17 protein-coding genes and 2 pseudogenes are annotated in these 16,013 nt (G+C 70.0%); 12 read left to right on the forward strand and 7 right to left on the reverse strand.

Features of this window, described 5'->3' with window-relative positions:
- Positions 1-227: 227 nt before the first annotated feature.
- Positions 228-1,625 carry a PLP-dependent aminotransferase family protein gene (locus tag I6J71_RS12885; protein ID WP_204094929.1) on the reverse strand — a complete coding sequence of 466 codons (1,398 nt, stop codon included), beginning with the start codon at positions 1,623-1,625 and terminating at the stop codon, positions 228-230.
- 73 nt (positions 1,626-1,698) lie between these two features.
- Between I6J71_RS12885 and I6J71_RS12890 the strand changes: the two genes are divergently transcribed.
- From I6J71_RS12890 to I6J71_RS12905, 4 genes are all read left to right on the forward strand, one after another.
- Entirely contained in the window at positions 1,699-2,202 is a 504-nt protein-coding gene (locus tag I6J71_RS12890) for a GNAT family N-acetyltransferase (protein ID WP_204094930.1), read from the forward strand.
- Positions 2,189-2,659 (forward strand): pyridoxamine 5'-phosphate oxidase family protein, encoded by a 471-nt coding sequence (locus tag I6J71_RS12895; protein ID WP_204094931.1) that lies wholly within the window; start codon positions 2,189-2,191, stop codon positions 2,657-2,659. Before I6J71_RS12890 ends, I6J71_RS12895 begins: the two co-directional genes overlap by 14 nt.
- Positions 2,659-3,597: an NADP-dependent oxidoreductase gene (locus I6J71_RS12900; protein WP_204094932.1), complete on the forward strand. Its 939-nt coding sequence runs from the start codon at positions 2,659-2,661 to the stop codon at positions 3,595-3,597. Before I6J71_RS12895 ends, I6J71_RS12900 begins: the two co-directional genes overlap by 1 nt.
- Before the next feature lie 383 nt (positions 3,598-3,980).
- Positions 3,981-4,796, forward strand: a complete 816-nt coding sequence (locus tag I6J71_RS12905; RefSeq protein WP_204094933.1) for a class I SAM-dependent methyltransferase — start codon at positions 3,981-3,983, stop codon at positions 4,794-4,796.
- A 197-nt stretch (positions 4,797-4,993) separates the two neighbouring features.
- Here I6J71_RS12905 and I6J71_RS48100 read toward each other — a convergent pair whose 3' ends face one another.
- On the reverse strand, positions 4,994-5,209 hold the full coding sequence (locus I6J71_RS48100) for a hypothetical protein (RefSeq protein WP_239154746.1): 216 nt from the start codon (positions 5,207-5,209) through the stop codon (positions 4,994-4,996).
- A gap of 398 nt (positions 5,210-5,607) precedes the next feature.
- On the opposite strand from I6J71_RS48100, the gene I6J71_RS48105 reads away from it, so the two are divergent.
- Positions 5,608-6,510, forward strand: a complete 903-nt coding sequence (locus tag I6J71_RS48105) for a hypothetical protein (protein ID WP_239154748.1) — start codon at positions 5,608-5,610, stop codon at positions 6,508-6,510.
- A gap of 111 nt (positions 6,511-6,621) precedes the next feature.
- The gene (locus I6J71_RS12915) at positions 6,622-7,452 is read left to right on the forward strand and encodes an alpha/beta fold hydrolase (protein WP_204094934.1); all 831 of its coding nucleotides are present in this window, start codon (positions 6,622-6,624) and stop codon (positions 7,450-7,452) included.
- A gap of 211 nt (positions 7,453-7,663) precedes the next feature.
- On the opposite strand, the gene I6J71_RS12920 is transcribed toward I6J71_RS12915, so the two are convergent.
- Positions 7,664-8,212, reverse strand: coding sequence for an NAD(P)-dependent oxidoreductase (locus I6J71_RS12920; RefSeq protein WP_239154750.1), 549 nt, complete (start codon positions 8,210-8,212; stop codon positions 7,664-7,666).
- Positions 8,209-9,120 (reverse strand): EamA family transporter, encoded by a 912-nt coding sequence (locus I6J71_RS12925; RefSeq protein ID WP_239154753.1) that lies wholly within the window; start codon positions 9,118-9,120, stop codon positions 8,209-8,211. Before I6J71_RS12925 ends, I6J71_RS12920 begins: the two co-directional genes overlap by 4 nt.
- Positions 9,121-9,214: 94 nt before the next feature.
- Between I6J71_RS12925 and I6J71_RS50640 the strand changes: the two genes are divergently transcribed.
- The 5 genes and pseudogenes from I6J71_RS50640 to I6J71_RS12945 form a co-directional block, all read left to right on the forward strand.
- Entirely contained in the window at positions 9,215-9,757 is a 543-nt protein-coding gene (locus tag I6J71_RS50640) for a LysR family transcriptional regulator (RefSeq protein WP_370542129.1), read from the forward strand.
- A complete protein-coding gene (locus I6J71_RS50645; RefSeq protein WP_370542130.1) occupies positions 9,754-9,969 on the forward strand; it encodes a LysR substrate-binding domain-containing protein in 216 nt (71 codons plus the stop codon). The genes I6J71_RS50640 and I6J71_RS50645 overlap by 4 nt, the downstream gene beginning before the upstream one ends.
- Before the next feature lie 203 nt (positions 9,970-10,172).
- Positions 10,173-11,714: an amidase gene (locus tag I6J71_RS12935; protein ID WP_204094936.1), complete on the forward strand. Its 1,542-nt coding sequence runs from the start codon at positions 10,173-10,175 to the stop codon at positions 11,712-11,714.
- A 127-nt stretch (positions 11,715-11,841) separates the two neighbouring features.
- A complete protein-coding gene (locus tag I6J71_RS12940; protein WP_239155345.1) occupies positions 11,842-12,228 on the forward strand; it encodes an acyl-CoA dehydrogenase family protein in 387 nt (128 codons plus the stop codon).
- Positions 12,228-12,558: pseudogene (locus tag I6J71_RS12945) on the forward strand (CoA transferase); the annotation flags it as partial. The gene I6J71_RS12940 and the pseudogene I6J71_RS12945, both read left to right, overlap by 1 nt.
- A 159-nt stretch (positions 12,559-12,717) precedes the next feature.
- On the opposite strand, the pseudogene I6J71_RS48110 reads toward I6J71_RS12945, so the two are convergent.
- The 3 genes and pseudogenes from I6J71_RS48110 to I6J71_RS12965 form a co-directional block, all read right to left on the reverse strand.
- Positions 12,718-13,551: pseudogene (locus tag I6J71_RS48110) on the reverse strand (thiamine pyrophosphate-binding protein); the annotation flags it as partial.
- A 69-nt stretch (positions 13,552-13,620) separates the two neighbouring features.
- Positions 13,621-14,334, reverse strand: a complete 714-nt coding sequence (locus I6J71_RS12960) for a flavodoxin family protein (RefSeq protein ID WP_204094937.1) — start codon at positions 14,332-14,334, stop codon at positions 13,621-13,623.
- A 117-nt stretch (positions 14,335-14,451) separates the two neighbouring features.
- Positions 14,452-14,745 (reverse strand): hypothetical protein, encoded by a 294-nt coding sequence (locus tag I6J71_RS12965; RefSeq protein ID WP_204094938.1) that lies wholly within the window; start codon positions 14,743-14,745, stop codon positions 14,452-14,454.
- Between the two features lie 335 nt (positions 14,746-15,080).
- Between I6J71_RS12965 and I6J71_RS12970 the strand changes: the two genes are divergently transcribed.
- The gene (locus I6J71_RS12970) at positions 15,081-15,995 is read left to right on the forward strand and encodes an ABC transporter substrate-binding protein (RefSeq protein ID WP_239154755.1); all 915 of its coding nucleotides are present in this window, start codon (positions 15,081-15,083) and stop codon (positions 15,993-15,995) included.
- Positions 15,996-16,013 lie beyond the last annotated feature (18 nt).

The raw sequence follows: 16,013 nt of genomic DNA on the forward strand, positions 1-16,013 counted from the left end.
GTCACGTCGTCTCCTCTGCAAGCAGTCAGCGGTTGCCAATGCGCACCTGGGCGTCTGGTGCAGTGTAACTGGACTATATAGTCCCTATCAACGTTTCCGGCCCTGTTCGAAGCCAGTCGCGGGCGCTCCAGCGCCGACGGCTCCGTCGGGACCGGTTCCGCCGGGGGGCGGAGTTTTGGCGACGCAGCAACGGCTGACTGCTTTGCCGGCCGGTTTCGGTGCCCCCATCAGGCCGATCCGAGTGGTCCGTCGGTGACGGTGGCGAGCAAGGCAATGGCCTCGTCGATGGCGTGTGGCGCGATGTTGCCGTAGCCGATCACTACACCGCGCGGGTTCGCGTCAGGGTTGAGCTGGTAGCGGGTGATGGAGTCGAACGCGATCCCGAGGGCTCGGGCGCGCGCGGTCAACTGATCGGGGTGGGTGTCGTCGAGTTGGGTGGCGAGGGTCTGGACACCGGCAGGTGTCCCGGTGAGCTGCAGGGGCACGCCATGGCGGGTGATGGCCTGTTCAAGTGCTTGCCGAGCGGTTCGGTAGCGGGTCCGGGCGGCGCGGATGTGCCGGTCGTAATCGCCGGCTTCGACGAGATGGGCGAGAGCGAGCTGATCGAGAGTCGGACTGCCGTGATCGGCGAGGAACTTGTTCGGCAGCAGCTCGGCGTGCAGCCCGGCCGGGGTGACCAGCCAGCCCAAACGGACCGCGGGGGCCAGACTCTTGCTGGTGGATCCGAGGTAGACGACACGGTCGGGCGCACGGCCTTGCAGGCAGCCCACAGCGCGTCGATCGAAGCGGAACTCCCCGTCGTAGTCGTCCTCGACGACGATCGCGCCGCATCGCCCGGCCCATGCCAGCACCGCCTCCCGGCGGGCGGGCGCCATGATCGCACCGGTGGGGAACTGGTGAGCCGGGGTGGTCAGTACCGCGTCGACGCCCTGTTCGGGTAGCCGATCCACGAGGATGCCGTCGGCATCGACCGGGACGGGCAGGACAGCCAGACCAGCCTGGCGCAGGATCGGTGCACGGTGAGGCAATCCAGGGTCCTCGAGTGCGACGGTCCGGGCACCTCGGGCATGGAGGGTCTGGGCGAGCAGGTGGAGACCTTGAGTAAAGCCGGCACAGATCAACAGCCGCTGTGGGTCGGCGTCCACGCCGCGGACCCGGCGGAGGTATGCGGCCAGCACTTGGCGCAGTTGGGGATGCCCGGCGGGGTCGGGGTACGCCAGATCGGAATCCGCCGCGGCACCCAATGCGGCCGTCCACGCGCGCCGCCAGAGTGAACGAGGGAACGCCGACAGCGCCGGAATGCCCGGACGCATGTCCCATCGAGCCGGGGGCTCGGCCGGCTGGAGTGCAGCAGGCACACCGGCCGCCGGCGGCAGCGGCAGGTCGGACACGCAGGTGCCAGAGCCTGGCCGGCTGACCAGATAGCCCTCGGCAGTCAACTGCGTGTAGACCTCGACGACCAGACGCCGCGAGACTCCAAGGTCGCCGGCCAATACACGGCTGGCCGGCAACCGCTGGCCGGCCGCGAGCCGACCACCACGCACCGCGTCGCGCAGGGCGCTTTCGAGCTGAACCCGACGAGGCCGTCCGGGCTGCAGCGGTTCGATCGGCAGTAAGAGTTCCATTCCAGAAGTGGTACCCGTTTCTTTCCGGTATTTGGACTCCATCACGGGTCCACATTGGAGCTAGTGTAGTTGCATGGAAGCAACCGCGGCGCGCGCAGGTAGCTCGCCGGTGCAAGTCCGTGAGCTGGAACACCCGGAAGCCGATGATCAGGTTGTGGCGCTGCTGGCACATCTGCGGCCAGACACCGCCGATCGGGCCGGAGCCGTCGCGGCGTCGGTGGCGCAAGGAGTTCGATATCTGGGTGCGTTCGACGAAGCCGGGAGGCTCGCGGGTCTGGCCGGTTGGCGAGTCATGTCGACCACAAGGGGACGGGTTCTCTACGTCGACGACCTCGTGAGTGATCCGAGGATGCGACGCAGGGGCGCAGGTCGCGCGTTGCTCGCTTGGCTCGAGCGGGCGGGTGCCGCCAGAGGCTGTCGAACACTCGAGCTGGACTCGGGTGTGACGCGAAACGACGCCCATCGATTCTACGCCCAGGCCGGCCTGTCCATCAGCGCTTTTCACTTCTCCAGGCCGCTCGCGGGCGGTTGGGGCATATTCGAAATTGAGAGGAGCGGGGAGCATGATCGACGCTGATATGCGGTTGATTGTGGAGGCTGCGAAGCTTACTTTTGTTGCGACGGTTCGGCCGGATGGCTCGCCCAGCTTGTCGCCGAAGGCGTCGGCGCGGGTGTATGACGATGAGCACATCGCGTTCATGAACATCGCCTCGCCCGGGACGGTCGCGAACCTGACCGCGGACCCGCGTGTGGAGATGAATGCGGTGGACATCTTCCGGCGTCGGGGCTATCGGTTCACCGGAACGGCGACGATTCATGGTGGTGAAACGCCGGTTTACCAGTGGCTGCACGGCTGGCTGGGTGAGGTGAACGGGCCGGGTTACCCCGCGCACGAGGCGGTTTTGGTCCATGTCGATCGTGTCGAGCCGATCATGTCGCCCGCGTATGCCTTCGGTGGTGCCGAGGAAACCGCTCTGATGGCCGAGTGGTCCACCAAATACGGGGTTGTTCCCGGTGAAACGGAGAAAATGTGATGCGTGCCGCGGGAGTGCGTGAAATCGGTGGCGGGGTCGAGGTGCTGGAGCTGTCCGAGCCGGATGGTCCGGGTCCGGGCGAGGTGGTGATCGAGGTTGCGGCGGCGGGTGTCGGCAACTGGGACGACATCGTCCGAGCTGGTGCGTGGAATGTCGGGTTGAGACCGCCGATGGCACTGGGGGTGGAAGTCGCGGGCACGGTGATCGCGGTCGGTTCCCGGGTCAGGGACTTGCGGGTCGGCGACGCGGTGCTCGGTCATCCGCTTCCCCTGCGTCACCAGGGTTGCTGGGCGGAGCGTGTGGTCGTCGACGCGGGGCTGGTGGTGGTGAAGCCTCGGGGGGTGTCGTGGGAGACGGCGGCGGCGTTTTCGGTGCCTGCGCTGACTGCGGAGCAGGTTCTTGCCGAGTCGCTCACGGTCGCCGAGGACGAGACGCTGCTGGTCCACGGTGGCGGTAGCACGACCGGGGGGTTGGTGGTGCAGCTGGCCGCCGGGCGGGGGGTCCGGGTGGTCGCTACGGCCGGGCCGTCGAGCGCGGGGCGGGTCGCGCGGGCCGGGGCGGCCGAGGTCGTCGACTACCACGACAGCCGGTGGCCCGATCGGGTCCGTGAACTGACCGGCGGCGTCGGGGTCGACGCCGCCGTCAACGCGGTCCCCGCAGGTAGCGCCGAGGCCATGGTGGCTGTGCGGGAGGGGGGCCGGATGGCGACCATCACCGGCGACCCGCCGGCGGCCGAGCGTGGTATCAGCGTTGCCGACGTCTACGTGCGCCCGGACCCCGCCCAGCTCGCGCAGCTTTGCGGGCTGCTGGCCGAGGGCCGGCTGACCCTGTCGGTCGGCACCGTACTGCCGCTGGCCGAGGCGGCGACCGCGCTCGAGCGCGCTGTTTCGGGCAACAAGGGCGGTCCGGTCGTGCTCCACGTCGGGACCGGGGCGTAGCGGGAACTGAGCCCATCCGGTCCTCGGGCATCGGTGGCCGGCGCGGGCGCGCGACACGATGCGCGCCCGGCGCCGGCCCGCTCGCTTCCCGGCCGCCCGGCGGAGTGAAACCATCCGTATGAGAATGACCAATGCCGGGAAGACCGGAAATTCGCACGTCCATTCCTCTGCTCGTTCCGGACCGTCTACCTGCTTGTCGGCTACCCACGCCGGCTCGTCCTCGACCAGCGTCCGGCGATCGGTCAGCTCCTTGAACCAGTTCCCGCGCCACACGCGGAACCTGCTCCCGACGATCCCACCGCCTGACCATGCTCCATCCGCTGGTGACACGATCGTTCCCAGCACGCCGATCACGGGATTGTGGACCAGTGAAAAATGATCTTGTGTCTGAACCGGACGATTACGCGCTGGGCCGGTCCGCAGCCGAGACCGAGCGGCTGCGCTTGCAAGCCGAGATCTACGGGTCGCACACCGCGTTCCTGCTGACCCGGGCCGGTATCGCGCCCAGGATGCGGGTGCTCGATGTCGGTTGTGGCGCGGGCGACGTGACCATGCAGCTGGCCCGGCTGGTCGGGCCGGACGGCGAGGTGATCGGTGTTGATGTCGACCCGGCCGTGCTTGCGGTGGCCCAAGCCCGGGTGGCCGATGCGGGGCTGGCCAACGTGTCATTCATCGAGGCGCGGCTGCCGGCTGTGCCGCTGGACGAGCAGGTGGACGCGTTGGTCGGTCGACTGATCCTCACCCATCTCAAGGAACCGGCGCCGACCGTGCGTGTGCTCGCCAAACTGGTCCGCTCCGGCGGGATCGTGACCTTCCAGGATTTTGTCAGCACTCGCACTCGAACCGTACCTCCGTGCCCGATCGCGACCCGGACCATCGACTTGATCGCGGCAGCGGCAGGCGCGGTCACCATGAACATCAACTTCGGAGAGCGCATCCCTTCGATCCTGAGCGATGCCGGCCTGGCGGTCGTGGGCGCGGCCGCAGCCACCGCGGCCGGTCCCGCGGACTCACTGACGCCGCGCTATATCGCGGAACTCGCTCGCAGCATGCTGCCCGTGATCACCGCGCACGGCCTGGCCACCGAGGACGAGGTGGACGTCGGCACCCTCGCGAAGCGAATAGCCGAGGAGATGACCGAAGCGGGCGCCATGTTTTGGCTGCCGGACCTTGCTGCCGCGTGGGCACGCGTCCCGTAGTGGCGCCTGCGAGCACGGCCCGGCCAGCCGACGCTCCACAGGATCGTGGTCCTCAAAAGGGAACACCGCTGTGGCCGGTTGAGACGCTGCGCGCGGGAATCGCCTGCGCAGCGGGGCGCAGATCCGGACCGGGTCGTGGACTCGCTGATCAGCCGGCGGGTCGACTCCCGACGTGATGACGGCTCGCTGCGCAGGGATCAGGGAGGGTCTGTTCGGCCGGTGAGCTCGGCGCGCGCCTGGGCAAACAGCGTCGTGCGGTCGTTCCCGAACGTCACCTCCGCCGCCGAGAGCGTGCGGCCCACGGCGGCGAGGGAGTCGGCCTCCGTCGCGCCGAAGATCGCCGGGAACGCCATGGCCTGCTGCACCGCATTGTCGTGGCGGCCGTCCGGGGTCCGGACCAGCTTGTGTGGCACCGCCGGATCGGACAGCAGGCGGTGCCGGGCCGGGCGTCAGTCGTCGAGCGGCGGGGGCAGCGCGCGGCCGGCGTCGAGGGCGCGCAGGCCGTCGGCGATCCAGTCGACGGTGTCCAGCCCGTGTGCTCGAACGCCCGGCGTGCCACCCAGCGGGCCGGCGCCCGCCGGGCCCCGGGTGGGGCCGCCAGCACGTCGGCGACCAGGTCGCGGTCCTTCTTCGCGAACTCCCGCAGGAAACCCCGCGGCAGCGCGAGGATTCGCTCGTCCGGGAGCACCCCGCCCCATTCCCCATTACCCGCTCGTGCTCGGCCTTCGCGCGCGCTCGTTTCTCGGCTCGTCGGCCTGCTTCCTCGGCCTCGGCCAGCTCCTCGGGCGTCGGCGGGGGAGGCAGCTTCCGCGTGACGTCGTGCCAGTACACGGCGATCGCGACTGGTCTGCCGGTCGATCGCGTCGGGTGCCGGCGGCGCGGGCCAGAACTGCAGCAGGTAGCGGTCCCGCTCGGGCTCGCCGTCGAGCCGGGTGTCGCGTTCGCGGCCGGCGTCCATCTCTTCCGCGCCTTCGCCGGGCGGCTCGGTCTCGTGCACCTCGAGCGTGAACCCGACGTTGCCGGTGTGCAGCCCGGTGCGCAAGAAGAGGGTCCCACGCACGGCGGCGCCACACAGCCCGTTCCGCTGCCCGGCGAGGCACGCCGACACGTGGCCGTCAACGGGCTACCCGCCCTCGGTGTGGACGTAACACTGTCCATAGTAGACGTAGAGATCGCCTTGCATCACGCTTCGCATGCCGGCCATGATGGCAGGGGACACCGACAGTTTTCGTTCATCACCCTCGTCCGCTATCCCGCCGGCGCCGATGGGCAGGATCGCCGGGACAGGCACGTGCTGGGCGAGAGAGGCCACAGATGCCCGAGATCGGCGCTCGAGACAGCCTGTGCGGAGCCCGTCGGCTCGCGCAGCGGTACCGGATCCGGGCGAACCGGTGTGGTCGACCCCGACCTGCTCGACGCGGTGGTCAGCACCGTGCGGGCGGCAGCGCAGACGACGATCGCCCCTGAGGTGAAATCCCATTACTTCCCTCTGCGAGTCGGACACCGCGGGGCGGCCGGGTCACCGGTGTGGATCCGGCCGGTCACACCAGGTGGTGGCGCACGTCGACCGGGTGTGGGTCTGCGCCTGAACGCGTCGGCCGCCAGGGTGGAGCAATCGGAACACAGCCCGGACCACCGTCGCGATGAGCAAGGGGCACGAGTGCCATTGTGCGCAAGGATCGTGCCAGTCGTTCATTTGGTGAAGACCGCCTGAGTAAATTCGGGAACCGTATTCGGGCAAAGTCAGAAGAAGGCGCGCGGAAATCGGCACTCCGGGTACTCTCCACCGCGGTCGAATCGCCGTGAGTTCTCGAGGAGTGAAGAAATGCGCACACGTACCGGGCTGACCCAGGCCGCGTCGGTGACGGCTGTGCTGGCGGCCGCCGCGGTGTTCGCCGCCGTGCCGTCGTCGGCGGCGTCGCGGGAGCCGGCGCGGAAGGACAAGGGAACATCCAAGCCGACGATCGTGCTGGTGCACGGGGCGTTCGCGGATTCGTCGAGCTGGAACGGGGCGATCGAGCGGCTGCAGCGGCGTGGCTACTCGGTGATCGCGGCGGCCAACCCGCTGCGCGGGGTCGCGTCGGACGGGGCGTACGTCAAGACAGTCGTGGACAGCGTGGACGGCCCGGTGGTGCTGGTCGGGCACTCCTACGGCGGCTCGGTGATCAGCGCCGCCGCGGTGGACGACCCGAAGGTGAAGGCGCTGGTCTACATCGCGGGCTTCATCCCGGACCAGGGCGAGTCGGCGGCCGCGCTCTCGGCGAAGTTCCCGGGCAGCACGCTCGGCGACACGCTCCGGGAAGTCGCCCTGCCGGGCGGGGAAACCGACCTCTACGTGAAGCAGGACTTGTTCCGGCAGCAGTTCGCCGCCGACGTCCCGCTGCCCCAGGCCCGGCTGATGGCCGCCGGGCAGCGCCCGATCACCGCCGAGGCGCTCAACGAGGCTTCCGGCGTGCCCGGGTGGCGGGGCGTTCCCGTGTGGAGCTTGATCCCGACGGCGGACAAGAACATCCCGGCGGCCGCCCAGGAGTGGATGGCCGAACGCGCCCGCGCCCACACCGTCGTGGTCCCGGAGGCGTCGCACGCGGTGCTGGTCTCGCGGCCGGACGAGGTCGCCGACATCATCCTCAGGGCCGCCGAAGCCGTCGTCGACTGACACCCGGTGCGTCCGGTTTGATCGCTGCCCACGGCACACCCACCGTCTACTTGCGACAGAGATGAACAGCTCATCCGACCGCCGGATCATCTTGTGGGGTGCGGTCGTGCGGGTGACGGCGCTGAAAAGTCTCGAGCGACGGTGAATGACGTTCGCCTCGAGGGTTTTCGAGTTCGTCCAGAGCGGCGATCGCGAGGTCGGGCGCGGTGATTCACGAGTCGCCGTTCTCGTCCGTGAGGAGCGTGGTCCGGCCGCGCCGGTAAGCGCCGGTGCGTGCGCCCGGCTCGAGCACCGCGGGTGGGCTCAAGTACGTCCAGCCCCCGTAGCGGTGGTCCCGGCAGGCGTGGAACTGATCGAGGCTCGCCTGGGCGATGGTCTTCCAGGCTTCGGGAATGCGGTTCGGGTCGTCGAGCACGATCCGGTCGGGATCGTCGGGACAGCGCAGTGGTGCTGAGCCGCCGATCACCAGCACGCGGGTGCCGGACCGGGCCGTGGCGTCGAGGAAGCCTCGGCTGAGCGGCGCGAGCCGGTGCTCCTCCCCGGCGGCGAGTCGGATGGTCAAGACGTCGGCGTCGGCGCAGGCGAGCACCGGGCCGAGGCTCCCCGCTTCGGCAACGTCCAGAGCGCGCACGGTGGGCCGGCCACTGCTCGCGGCCTGCGGGCGCCGGGAGAGCGCGGTGACGACGTGTCCGCGGGTGAGGGCCTCCGTCACGATGGCGCTGCCGGCGATGCCGGTCGCGCCGAAGACGGCGATTCTCATGACAGGGTGTTTTTCTTCTTCTTCGAGGCCAGCTGGCCGGCGACCATCGCGGTGAGCGCGAAGGCGAAGCCGGCGAGTCGGACGAGCGTGAGCGCCTCTCCGGCGATGGCGGCACCGAGAATCGCCGCGACGAGCGGCGACAACAGCCCGAGCAGTGCGGTGCCGGTGACGGGCAGGCGACGGATGCCGGCGAACCAGAACCCGTAGGTCAGCAGCCCGCCGATCAGGCCGAGCCACAGGTATCCGGCCACGGCCTGCCCGTCGATGCCCTCGGGGACGCCGTCGATGGCCAGCGCCGGGACGAGGAGCACGAGGCCGGCGGTGGTGAGCTGCCGGCCCGCCAAGCCGAACGCGCTGACGCCTTCGGGGCGCCCCCAGCGTTTCGTGAGAACGACACCGGTGGCCATCGACGCCGCCCCGCCCAGGCCGGCGAGAACACCGAGGGGGTCGAGGCCCGCGTCGGGACCGAGCACGACCAGCGCGACGCCGAGCACGCCGACGACGCCCCACGCCACTCGCCACGGCGAGAGCCGTTCGTGGAGGATCGCGACGGCGAGGAAAGCGACCACGATCGGCTGAGCCGCGCCCAGGGTCGCCGCGACGCCGCCGGGCAGGTGCTGGGCGGCGAGGAACAGCAGCGGGAAGAACGCCCCCGTGTTCAGCACTCCCAGCACCGCGCTCTTCGACCACCACGAACCGCTCGGCAGGCGGCGTGCCAGCAGAAGGGCGATCACCCCGGCGGGCAACGACCGCATCAGCGCTGCGAACAAGGGGTGCCCTGGCGGCAGCAGGTGGGTGGTCACGAAGTAGGTCGTGCCCCCGACGGCGGGCGCGATCGCCGTCAGCGTGGTCCACCCGACTCGCGAGGCCGTCGCAGCCTCGGGCGCGGGAGTGGTGGTAGTGCTCACCCAGCCATCGTCAGGCGGAAGCATTGATGAGTCGAACACATGGTTTTGCCTCGAAGGATGAACAGTCATCATTGATCGGAACGACCTGCAACAGATGCGCTACGTCGTGGCGGTGGCCGAGGAGCGCAGCTTCACCCGCGCCGCCGACCGCTGCTTCGTCGTCCAATCCGCCCTCAGCCATCAGATCAAGGCACTCGAGACCGAACTGGGTGTCACCCTGTTCGCCCGCACCAGCCGTCGCGTCGAGCTGACCACCGCAGGCGGGGCGTTCCTCTCGGCCGCACGGACGAGCCTGGAAGCGGCGGAACGCCCAGTCGCGGACGCGGCCGCGGCGACGGGGGAGGTCCGCGGCACCCTGACCATCGGCATGATCCCCACCGTCACGGCCATCGACATCCCCGCCGCGCTGGGCGAATTCCACCGGACTCACCCCGCCGTGCAGATCGGGCTCCGCGGCGGGGGCAGCGACGAGTTCATCGCCGCCATTACCGACGGCAGCATCGACGTCGCCGTGCTCGGACTCCCCGAAGCCACGTCGCTCAAGGGAGTCACCACCCGCGAGCTGGCACGCGAACGGCTCGTCGCCGTCGTCTCCGCCGACCACCCCCTCGCCGCGCGCTCCAGCTGCGGCTCGTGAACCTGGCCGACGAGACCTTCGTCGACTTCCCGGCCGGAACGCCCGGACGCGCACCCTCCGACCGCGCATTCGAGGCCGCGGGCGGTCACCGCAAGGTCGTGTTCGAGGCAATGAGCATCGAACTCATGCTCGGCCTCGTCAGGCACAACTTGGTGATCACCCTGCTTTCGCCGGCCGCCGTCCCGGCGACGCACGCCGCGCCATTCCCGTGACCGACGGTCCCACCCGGATCGAGTACTTGGCCTGGAGCGACTTCAACCCCGTACCGGCCGCACGGGCGTTCGTCGGACTGGTGACGCCGCCGGGACCCCGGTCCTGACCGCAGGGGGCGTTCCGCCGAATGGATCGCCCCGCGTTGACGTGCCGGCCGGTCCTCCCTAGGTTCGACGCACTCGCCCACCCGAAGGGAGCGATCATGGCTATTCCCGTGCCCGACGCGGCCAGGCTCGCCGCTCTGTCCCAGCACTACGGATTCGGCTTGACCGAGGCCGAGATCGACGAATTCATCCCGGCAGTCCAGGCGACACTGGTGGCATCGGAGGAAGTCGAGCGGCTGCACGCCAGGACGGCGCCCGCGATGCCGGAACGCGAGTCGTCGGTGCCGGCGGACAATCCGCTCAACGCCTGGTCGGTGCGGACCAAGATCAGTGAGACCACCGAGGGCCCGCTGGCAGGCCGGACGGTCGCGGTGAAGGACAACATCGCCGTGGCCGGAGTGCCCATGATCAACGGATCGGCGTCGATGGACGGTTTCGTGCCGAGGCGCGATGCCACGGTCGTCCGCCGGTTGCTCGCGGCGGGTGCCACGATCACCGGCAAGTCGACGTGCGAAGACCTGTGCTTCTCCGGGGCCAGTTTCACGTCGTGGCCCTCGCCGGTGCGCAACCCGTGGGATCGTTCGCGCAACGCGGGCGGCTCTTCGAGCGGTAGCGCCGCGTTGGTGGCGAACGGTGACGTCGACCTGGCGGTGGGCGGCGACCAGGGCGGCTCGGTGCGGATCCCGGCGTCGTTCACCGGGATCGTGGGGCACAAGCCGACCTACGGCCTGGTGCCCTACACGGGCGCCTTCCCGATCGAGCAGACCATCGACCACCTCGGCCCGATGACGCGCACGGTGGGCGACGCGGCGCTGATGCTGGGCGTGCTGGCCGGCGTCGACGGGTACGACTCCCGTCAGCCGACCGGCCTCGATCCGGTCGACTACCTCGCCGCCCTGCGCGAGAGCCCGGCCGGCCTGCGCGTCGGCGTGGTGCGTGAAGGGTTCGGCACGCCGGTGTCGCTGGCCGGCGTCGACGACTCGGTCCGGGCCGCGGTGGAGGTGCTGCGGTCGGCCGGGGTGACCGCGGAGGAGGTCTCGGTGCCGTGGCACACCGACGCCATGGCGGTGTGGAACGTGATCGCGACCGAGGGCGCCGCCTACCAGATGGTCGACGGCAACGCCTACGGAATGGGCACCTGGGGCCAGTACGATCCCGAGCTCATCGCGCACTACGCCCAGGGCCGGATCGCACGCGGCGGGGAACTGTCCAAGACGGTGCAACTCGTCGGCCTTTCGGGGCGCTACACCTTCGAACTCGGCGGCGGGAAGTACTACGCCATGGCGCGCAATCTCTCCTACGAACTGCGAGCTGCCTACGACGCGGCACTGGCCGAGTACGACGTCCTCGTGATGCCGACGCTGCCCTACGTCGCGCGGGAGTTGCCGTCTCCCGGCATCTCCCTCGCCGAATACCTGGACACGGCGTTGTCGATGATCGGCAACACGGCGCCCTTCGACGTGACCGGGCACCCCGCTTGCAGTGTCCCGGCCGGGCTCGTGGACGGCCTGCCCGCCGGGATGATGATCATCGGCAAGCGCTTCGACGACGCCACCGTCCTGCGCGTCGCCCACGCCTACGAGCAGGCGGTGGGCGGTTTCCCCGCCCCGGCGGGCGCCGGAGCCGGCGTCACTTCCTGAGCCGTACCCACGGTTTCGATCCGGTGCTCGAGCGAATCTGTCGCTCGAGCGCCGGGTTGTCATGCCGGCCGCGAAAGCGGTCCGCTACGGCCGTCCTGATCGGCGCCGAACCCGCACTGTGCCGTGGATGGACCAGCTCGGTCTTCGGCTCCGCCACCGTTTCGCCGGGGCCGAGCAGCGCCTGCAAAACAGGCTCACCGAGTGGACTGGGATCAATCGCGGCTCGATAGTGATGGGCATGTACACCGGCAATCTCGACGTCCCCGGCGACGTGCTCGCGGATGTCCCGAACACGGCGCCGTCGGCGGCGAAGCTGTCCTGCACCGAACTGGCCGGCAAGGCCGCGGACCTCGCCGGGCAGGTGCACGGCGGCAGCGGGTCCCTGAAAGAGGCCCCGGTCGAGCGCAGCCACTGCGACGTGCGGCTGATGCGGCTCGACGAAGGCACCGGCGAAATCCAGCGCTGGAACCTCGGCGGCGGGCTCGTGCGGGCCGAGAAGGAGGAGCAGCCGTGATGCGCCCGCTCGACGGGGTCACCGCCGTCGCCATCGAGCAGGCCGTCGCCGCTCCGCTGGCCACCCGCAACCTCGCCGACCTCGGCGCGCGCGTGATCAAGGTCGAGCGCATCGAGGGCGGCGACTTCGCGCGCGGCTACGACCACGTCGTCCACGGCACGGTCGCGCACTTCGTGTGGCTCAACCGCGGCAAGGAGTCGATCGCGCCTCGTCGCGAACGCGGACGTGTTCCTGCAGAACCTCGCCCAGGGCGCCGCGGACCGCCTCGGCCTCGGTGCGGACGCATTGCGCGCCGGTCACCAGGAACTCGTCGTGGTGAACCTCTCCGGCGGGGTCCGCGAGGCGGCGCTGCCGATCGCGCCACGCCGCGTACTTGGCCGTCGCCGCCGTGAGGTGGTCGCGAGCCGGTTTGGGATCCAGCCGCGGCAAGAGGGCCGACAGCGTCGCCCGCGCGTCGCCGACGAGGCCGTGGTCCGCGTGGACGCGCCGGCCGATGTGCTCGCCGTCGGCGTCGATCTGCACCACGACCTTGTCCTTCGGGTACCACTCGCGGTACGGGAAGTCCGTGCCCACCATCAGCAGGACGTCGCCGTGGTCGAGCGCGTGCCGGGCCGCGGGGTTGCCGAGCAGGCCGGTCTGCCCGACTTGGTACGGGTTGCCGTCTTCGAGCCCTTCCTTGCCCTTGAGGGTCAGCACCACCGGCGCCCCCAGGGCTTCGGCCGTGGCGAGCACCTCGCCGCGGGCGTCGCGGGCACCCGCTCCGACGAGCATGGTCACGGTCGCGGCGTCATTGAGCACGTCGGAGACCTCCGCCAGCACCGGAGCCGGCGGGACCACCCGCGGGCGCTGGGTCACGAACCGCGGCTCGCGGGTCCCGTGCGGGAGGTCGCGTCCTCCGACGTCACCCGGCACCGTGAGCACCGCGACACCGCCGCGCGCGTAGGCCGTGTTGACGGCCAGTTCCAGCAGGTACGGCAGCTGCGCGGGGGTGGTGACGGTCCGGGAGAACACGGCGACGTCGCGGAAAGCGGCGTCGTTGTCGACTTCCTGGGAGTAGTCGCTGCCGAGTTCGACGCTGGGCACCTGACCGCAGATCGCGAGGACGGGCGCGTGGGATTTCTTGGCGTCGTAGAGCCCGTTGAGCAGGTGCATCGACCCGGGGCCGACCGTGCCCAGGCACACCCCGATCCGGCTCGTCAGCTGCGCCTGGGCGAGGGCGGCGAATGCCCCGGCTTCCTCGTGCCGGACCCCGATCCACCGCAGGCGCGGTTCGCGGCGCACGTGTCGGTGATCGGGTTGAGGGCGTCGCCGACCACACCCCACATCGCGGACACGCCGTGGTCGGCCAGGCTCTTCACCAGCATCGTGGCGACGGTCGTCATCGCGGGCCTGTCACCGGTACTCGGGGTTGGGGTTGGCGAAGTCGAACCGCTCGCCTTCGTCCCAGGCGGCCCGTTGGTTGCCGTGCGCGGGAACGCCGCCGGCGTCCTTGAGCAGCTTCGCGAGGTGCATCAGGTTCCACGTCATGAAGGTCGTGTTGCGGTTCGTGAAGTCGTTCTCGGGTCCGCCGGAGCCCGCGTCCAGGTAGGACGGTCCCGGCCCGATCTCGCCGAGCCACCCGGCGTCGGCCTGCGGCGGAATCGTGTAGCCGAGGTGCTGGAGGCTGTAGAGCACGTTCATCGCGCAGTGCTTCACGCCGTCCTCGTTGCCGGTGATCAGACACCCGCCCACCCGGCCGTAGTAGGCGTACTGGCCGGCGTCGTTGAGCAGGTGCGAGCAGGCGTACAGCCGCTCGATGACCTTCTTCGTCTCCGACGAGTTGTCGCCGAGCCAGATCGGTCCACACAGGACGAGGATGTCGGCGGCGAGCACCTTCTCGTACAGGGCGGGCCACTCGTCGCTGTCCCAGCCGTGGTCCGTCATGTCCGGGTACACGCCGACGGCGATGTCGTGGTCGATCGTCCGGATCACCTCGACCTCGACGCCCTCGCGGGCCATGAGGCCGGCACTGACGCGGATGAGACCTTCGGTGTTGCTCGGTTCCGGGGAGCGCTTCAAGGTGCCGTTGAAGAACACGGCGCGCAGTCCGTCGAAGCGGAGGCTCACGTCTTCTCCCTCGTGGCCAGGCCGAGATCCACCCGGCGCGGGCGCGCTCGTGGCGGCGCTGACCCGAACCCTAGGCAAGTTCCGCGACGGTCGCCATCAACGAAGAGTTACGGCGGCTCACGGGATTGCGGTGGCGCGGGTCGGCTGTTGCGGCTGCTCCTGCTTCGCCGCCCGCGGTACGACGCTGAACCCCAGCTTTTCGAGCACCTTCACCGCCCCGGACCGGCCGCCTTCGAAGTCGGCGGGGGCCAGGCGCTCGCCGGTCGCGAACTCGTATGCGGTGCCCGGCACGGCGTTGTGCGGGTAGCGGCGGTCGCGCCACACGAACTCGTAGGCCCGCGACGCCCCGAACCCGTGCGCGGCGAAGAAGCCGTTCGGGCCGAGCCGGTCGTACTCCACCAGCGCGCGCACGACATCAGCGTGGCTCACTCGGGTCCAGGACACCACCTGCTGGGCCCTCCTCGGCCGGCGATCCGGTCGTCGCAGCCACCCTCACCTCGCGTGGCCGGTCATCGCATCGGGGAGTACCCCGCGCCCGGGCACCGGTTGCCCGGCGAGACGCGCCGCCGGTGAACGTGGCCGACGAGGCGCAGGGCCGGCGAGCAGGTCGGCCGGACCTCTGCCTCAATGCAACCTGCGCGGGCGCCAGGGGATTCCCGGAGGCCGGTGATTCTCGCCATCTGGGTTTTTGTCGGTGTTCCCGGTTAGGGTGCCACCCGGTAGATCTCGGTGAGGAGTGTGGGGACGTGAGCTGGAGCCGGAACATCCGAGTGGCCGCGGCGGTGGCGGTGGCCGCGCTGGGTTTGGCGGCGTGCGGGGGCGGTGATCAACCGGCTGCGCAGAGCAAGGGTGGCGCGCCGATCGTCGTGGCGTCGTTCAACTTCACCGACAGCCAGGTCCTGGCGGAGATCTACGCCGGTGCGCTGGAGGCGAAGGGCTACCCGGTCACGCGCAAGCTGAACCTGGGCTCGCGCGAGCTGATCTACCCGTCGCTGAAAAAGGGTGAGCTGCAGTTCGTGCCGGAGTACCAGGGCGCGGCGATCGCGACCGGCTTCGGCAAGGACGCGGTGAAGGACGCCGCCGGGGAGCACGCGCAGCTGGCGCAGCTGTTCAAGCCGGAGGGCATCGGCCTGCTGAACTACTCGCCGGCCGAGGACAAGGACGTGTACGTCGTGAAGGCCGACCTCGCGAAGGCGAAGGGGCTCACGAAGATCAGCGACCTGAAGAAGCTGGACAAAGTGGTCATGGCGGGCGGACCGGAGTGCGAGACCCGGCTGCCGTGCTTCAAGGGTTTCACCGACGTCTACAAGCTGACGAACGCGACGTTCAAGACCGTGCAGGAGATCGGGCCGCGCGTACAGCAGCTCGACTCCGGCGGCGCGACCGTGATCCCGGTCGACTCGGTCAGCCCCGTCGCCGGCGACTCGAAGTACGTGGTGCTGCAGGACGATCTCGGCATCGAGCCCACGGAGAACGTGGTGCCGGCCGTGAGCCAGAAGGTGCTCGACGAGCGCGGCGCGGACTTCGCGAACGTCGTCAACGCCGTGAGCGCGAAGCTGAACACGGACAACCTGCGCGCGCTGAACTCCCGTGTGGACGCCGACGGCGACCCGGCCGCCGATGTCGCGAAGGACTGGCTGCAGCAGCAGGGGCTGGCCTGAGCCGCCGGGCTCGCTCCG

It is taken from the genome of Amycolatopsis sp. FDAARGOS 1241 (assembly GCF_016889705.1).
GTDB lineage: Bacteria > Actinomycetota > Actinomycetes > Mycobacteriales > Pseudonocardiaceae > Amycolatopsis.

Bases quoted from the DNA above. Each gene is read 5' to 3' on its own strand.
- I6J71_RS12895 (WP_204094931.1), top strand. From the start codon at position 2,189: ATGATCGACGCTGATATGCGGTTGATTGTGGAGGCTGCGAAGCTTACT.
- I6J71_RS12915 (WP_204094934.1), top strand. From the start codon at position 6,622: ATGCGCACACGTACCGGGCTGACCCAGGCCGCGTCGGTGACGGCTGTG.
- I6J71_RS12900 (WP_204094932.1), top strand. From the start codon at position 2,659: ATGCGTGCCGCGGGAGTGCGTGAAATCGGTGGCGGGGTCGAGGTGCTG.
- I6J71_RS50640 (WP_370542129.1), top strand. From the start codon at position 9,215: ATGCGCTACGTCGTGGCGGTGGCCGAGGAGCGCAGCTTCACCCGCGCC.
- I6J71_RS12920 (WP_239154750.1), bottom strand. From the start codon at position 8,212: ATGAGAATCGCCGTCTTCGGCGCGACCGGCATCGCCGGCAGCGCCATC.
- I6J71_RS12935 (WP_204094936.1), top strand. From the start codon at position 10,173: ATGGCTATTCCCGTGCCCGACGCGGCCAGGCTCGCCGCTCTGTCCCAG.
- I6J71_RS12885 (WP_204094929.1), bottom strand. From the start codon at position 1,625: ATGGAACTCTTACTGCCGATCGAACCGCTGCAGCCCGGACGGCCTCGT.
- I6J71_RS12890 (WP_204094930.1), top strand. From the start codon at position 1,699: ATGGAAGCAACCGCGGCGCGCGCAGGTAGCTCGCCGGTGCAAGTCCGT.
- I6J71_RS12940 (WP_239155345.1), top strand. From the start codon at position 11,842: ATGGACCAGCTCGGTCTTCGGCTCCGCCACCGTTTCGCCGGGGCCGAG.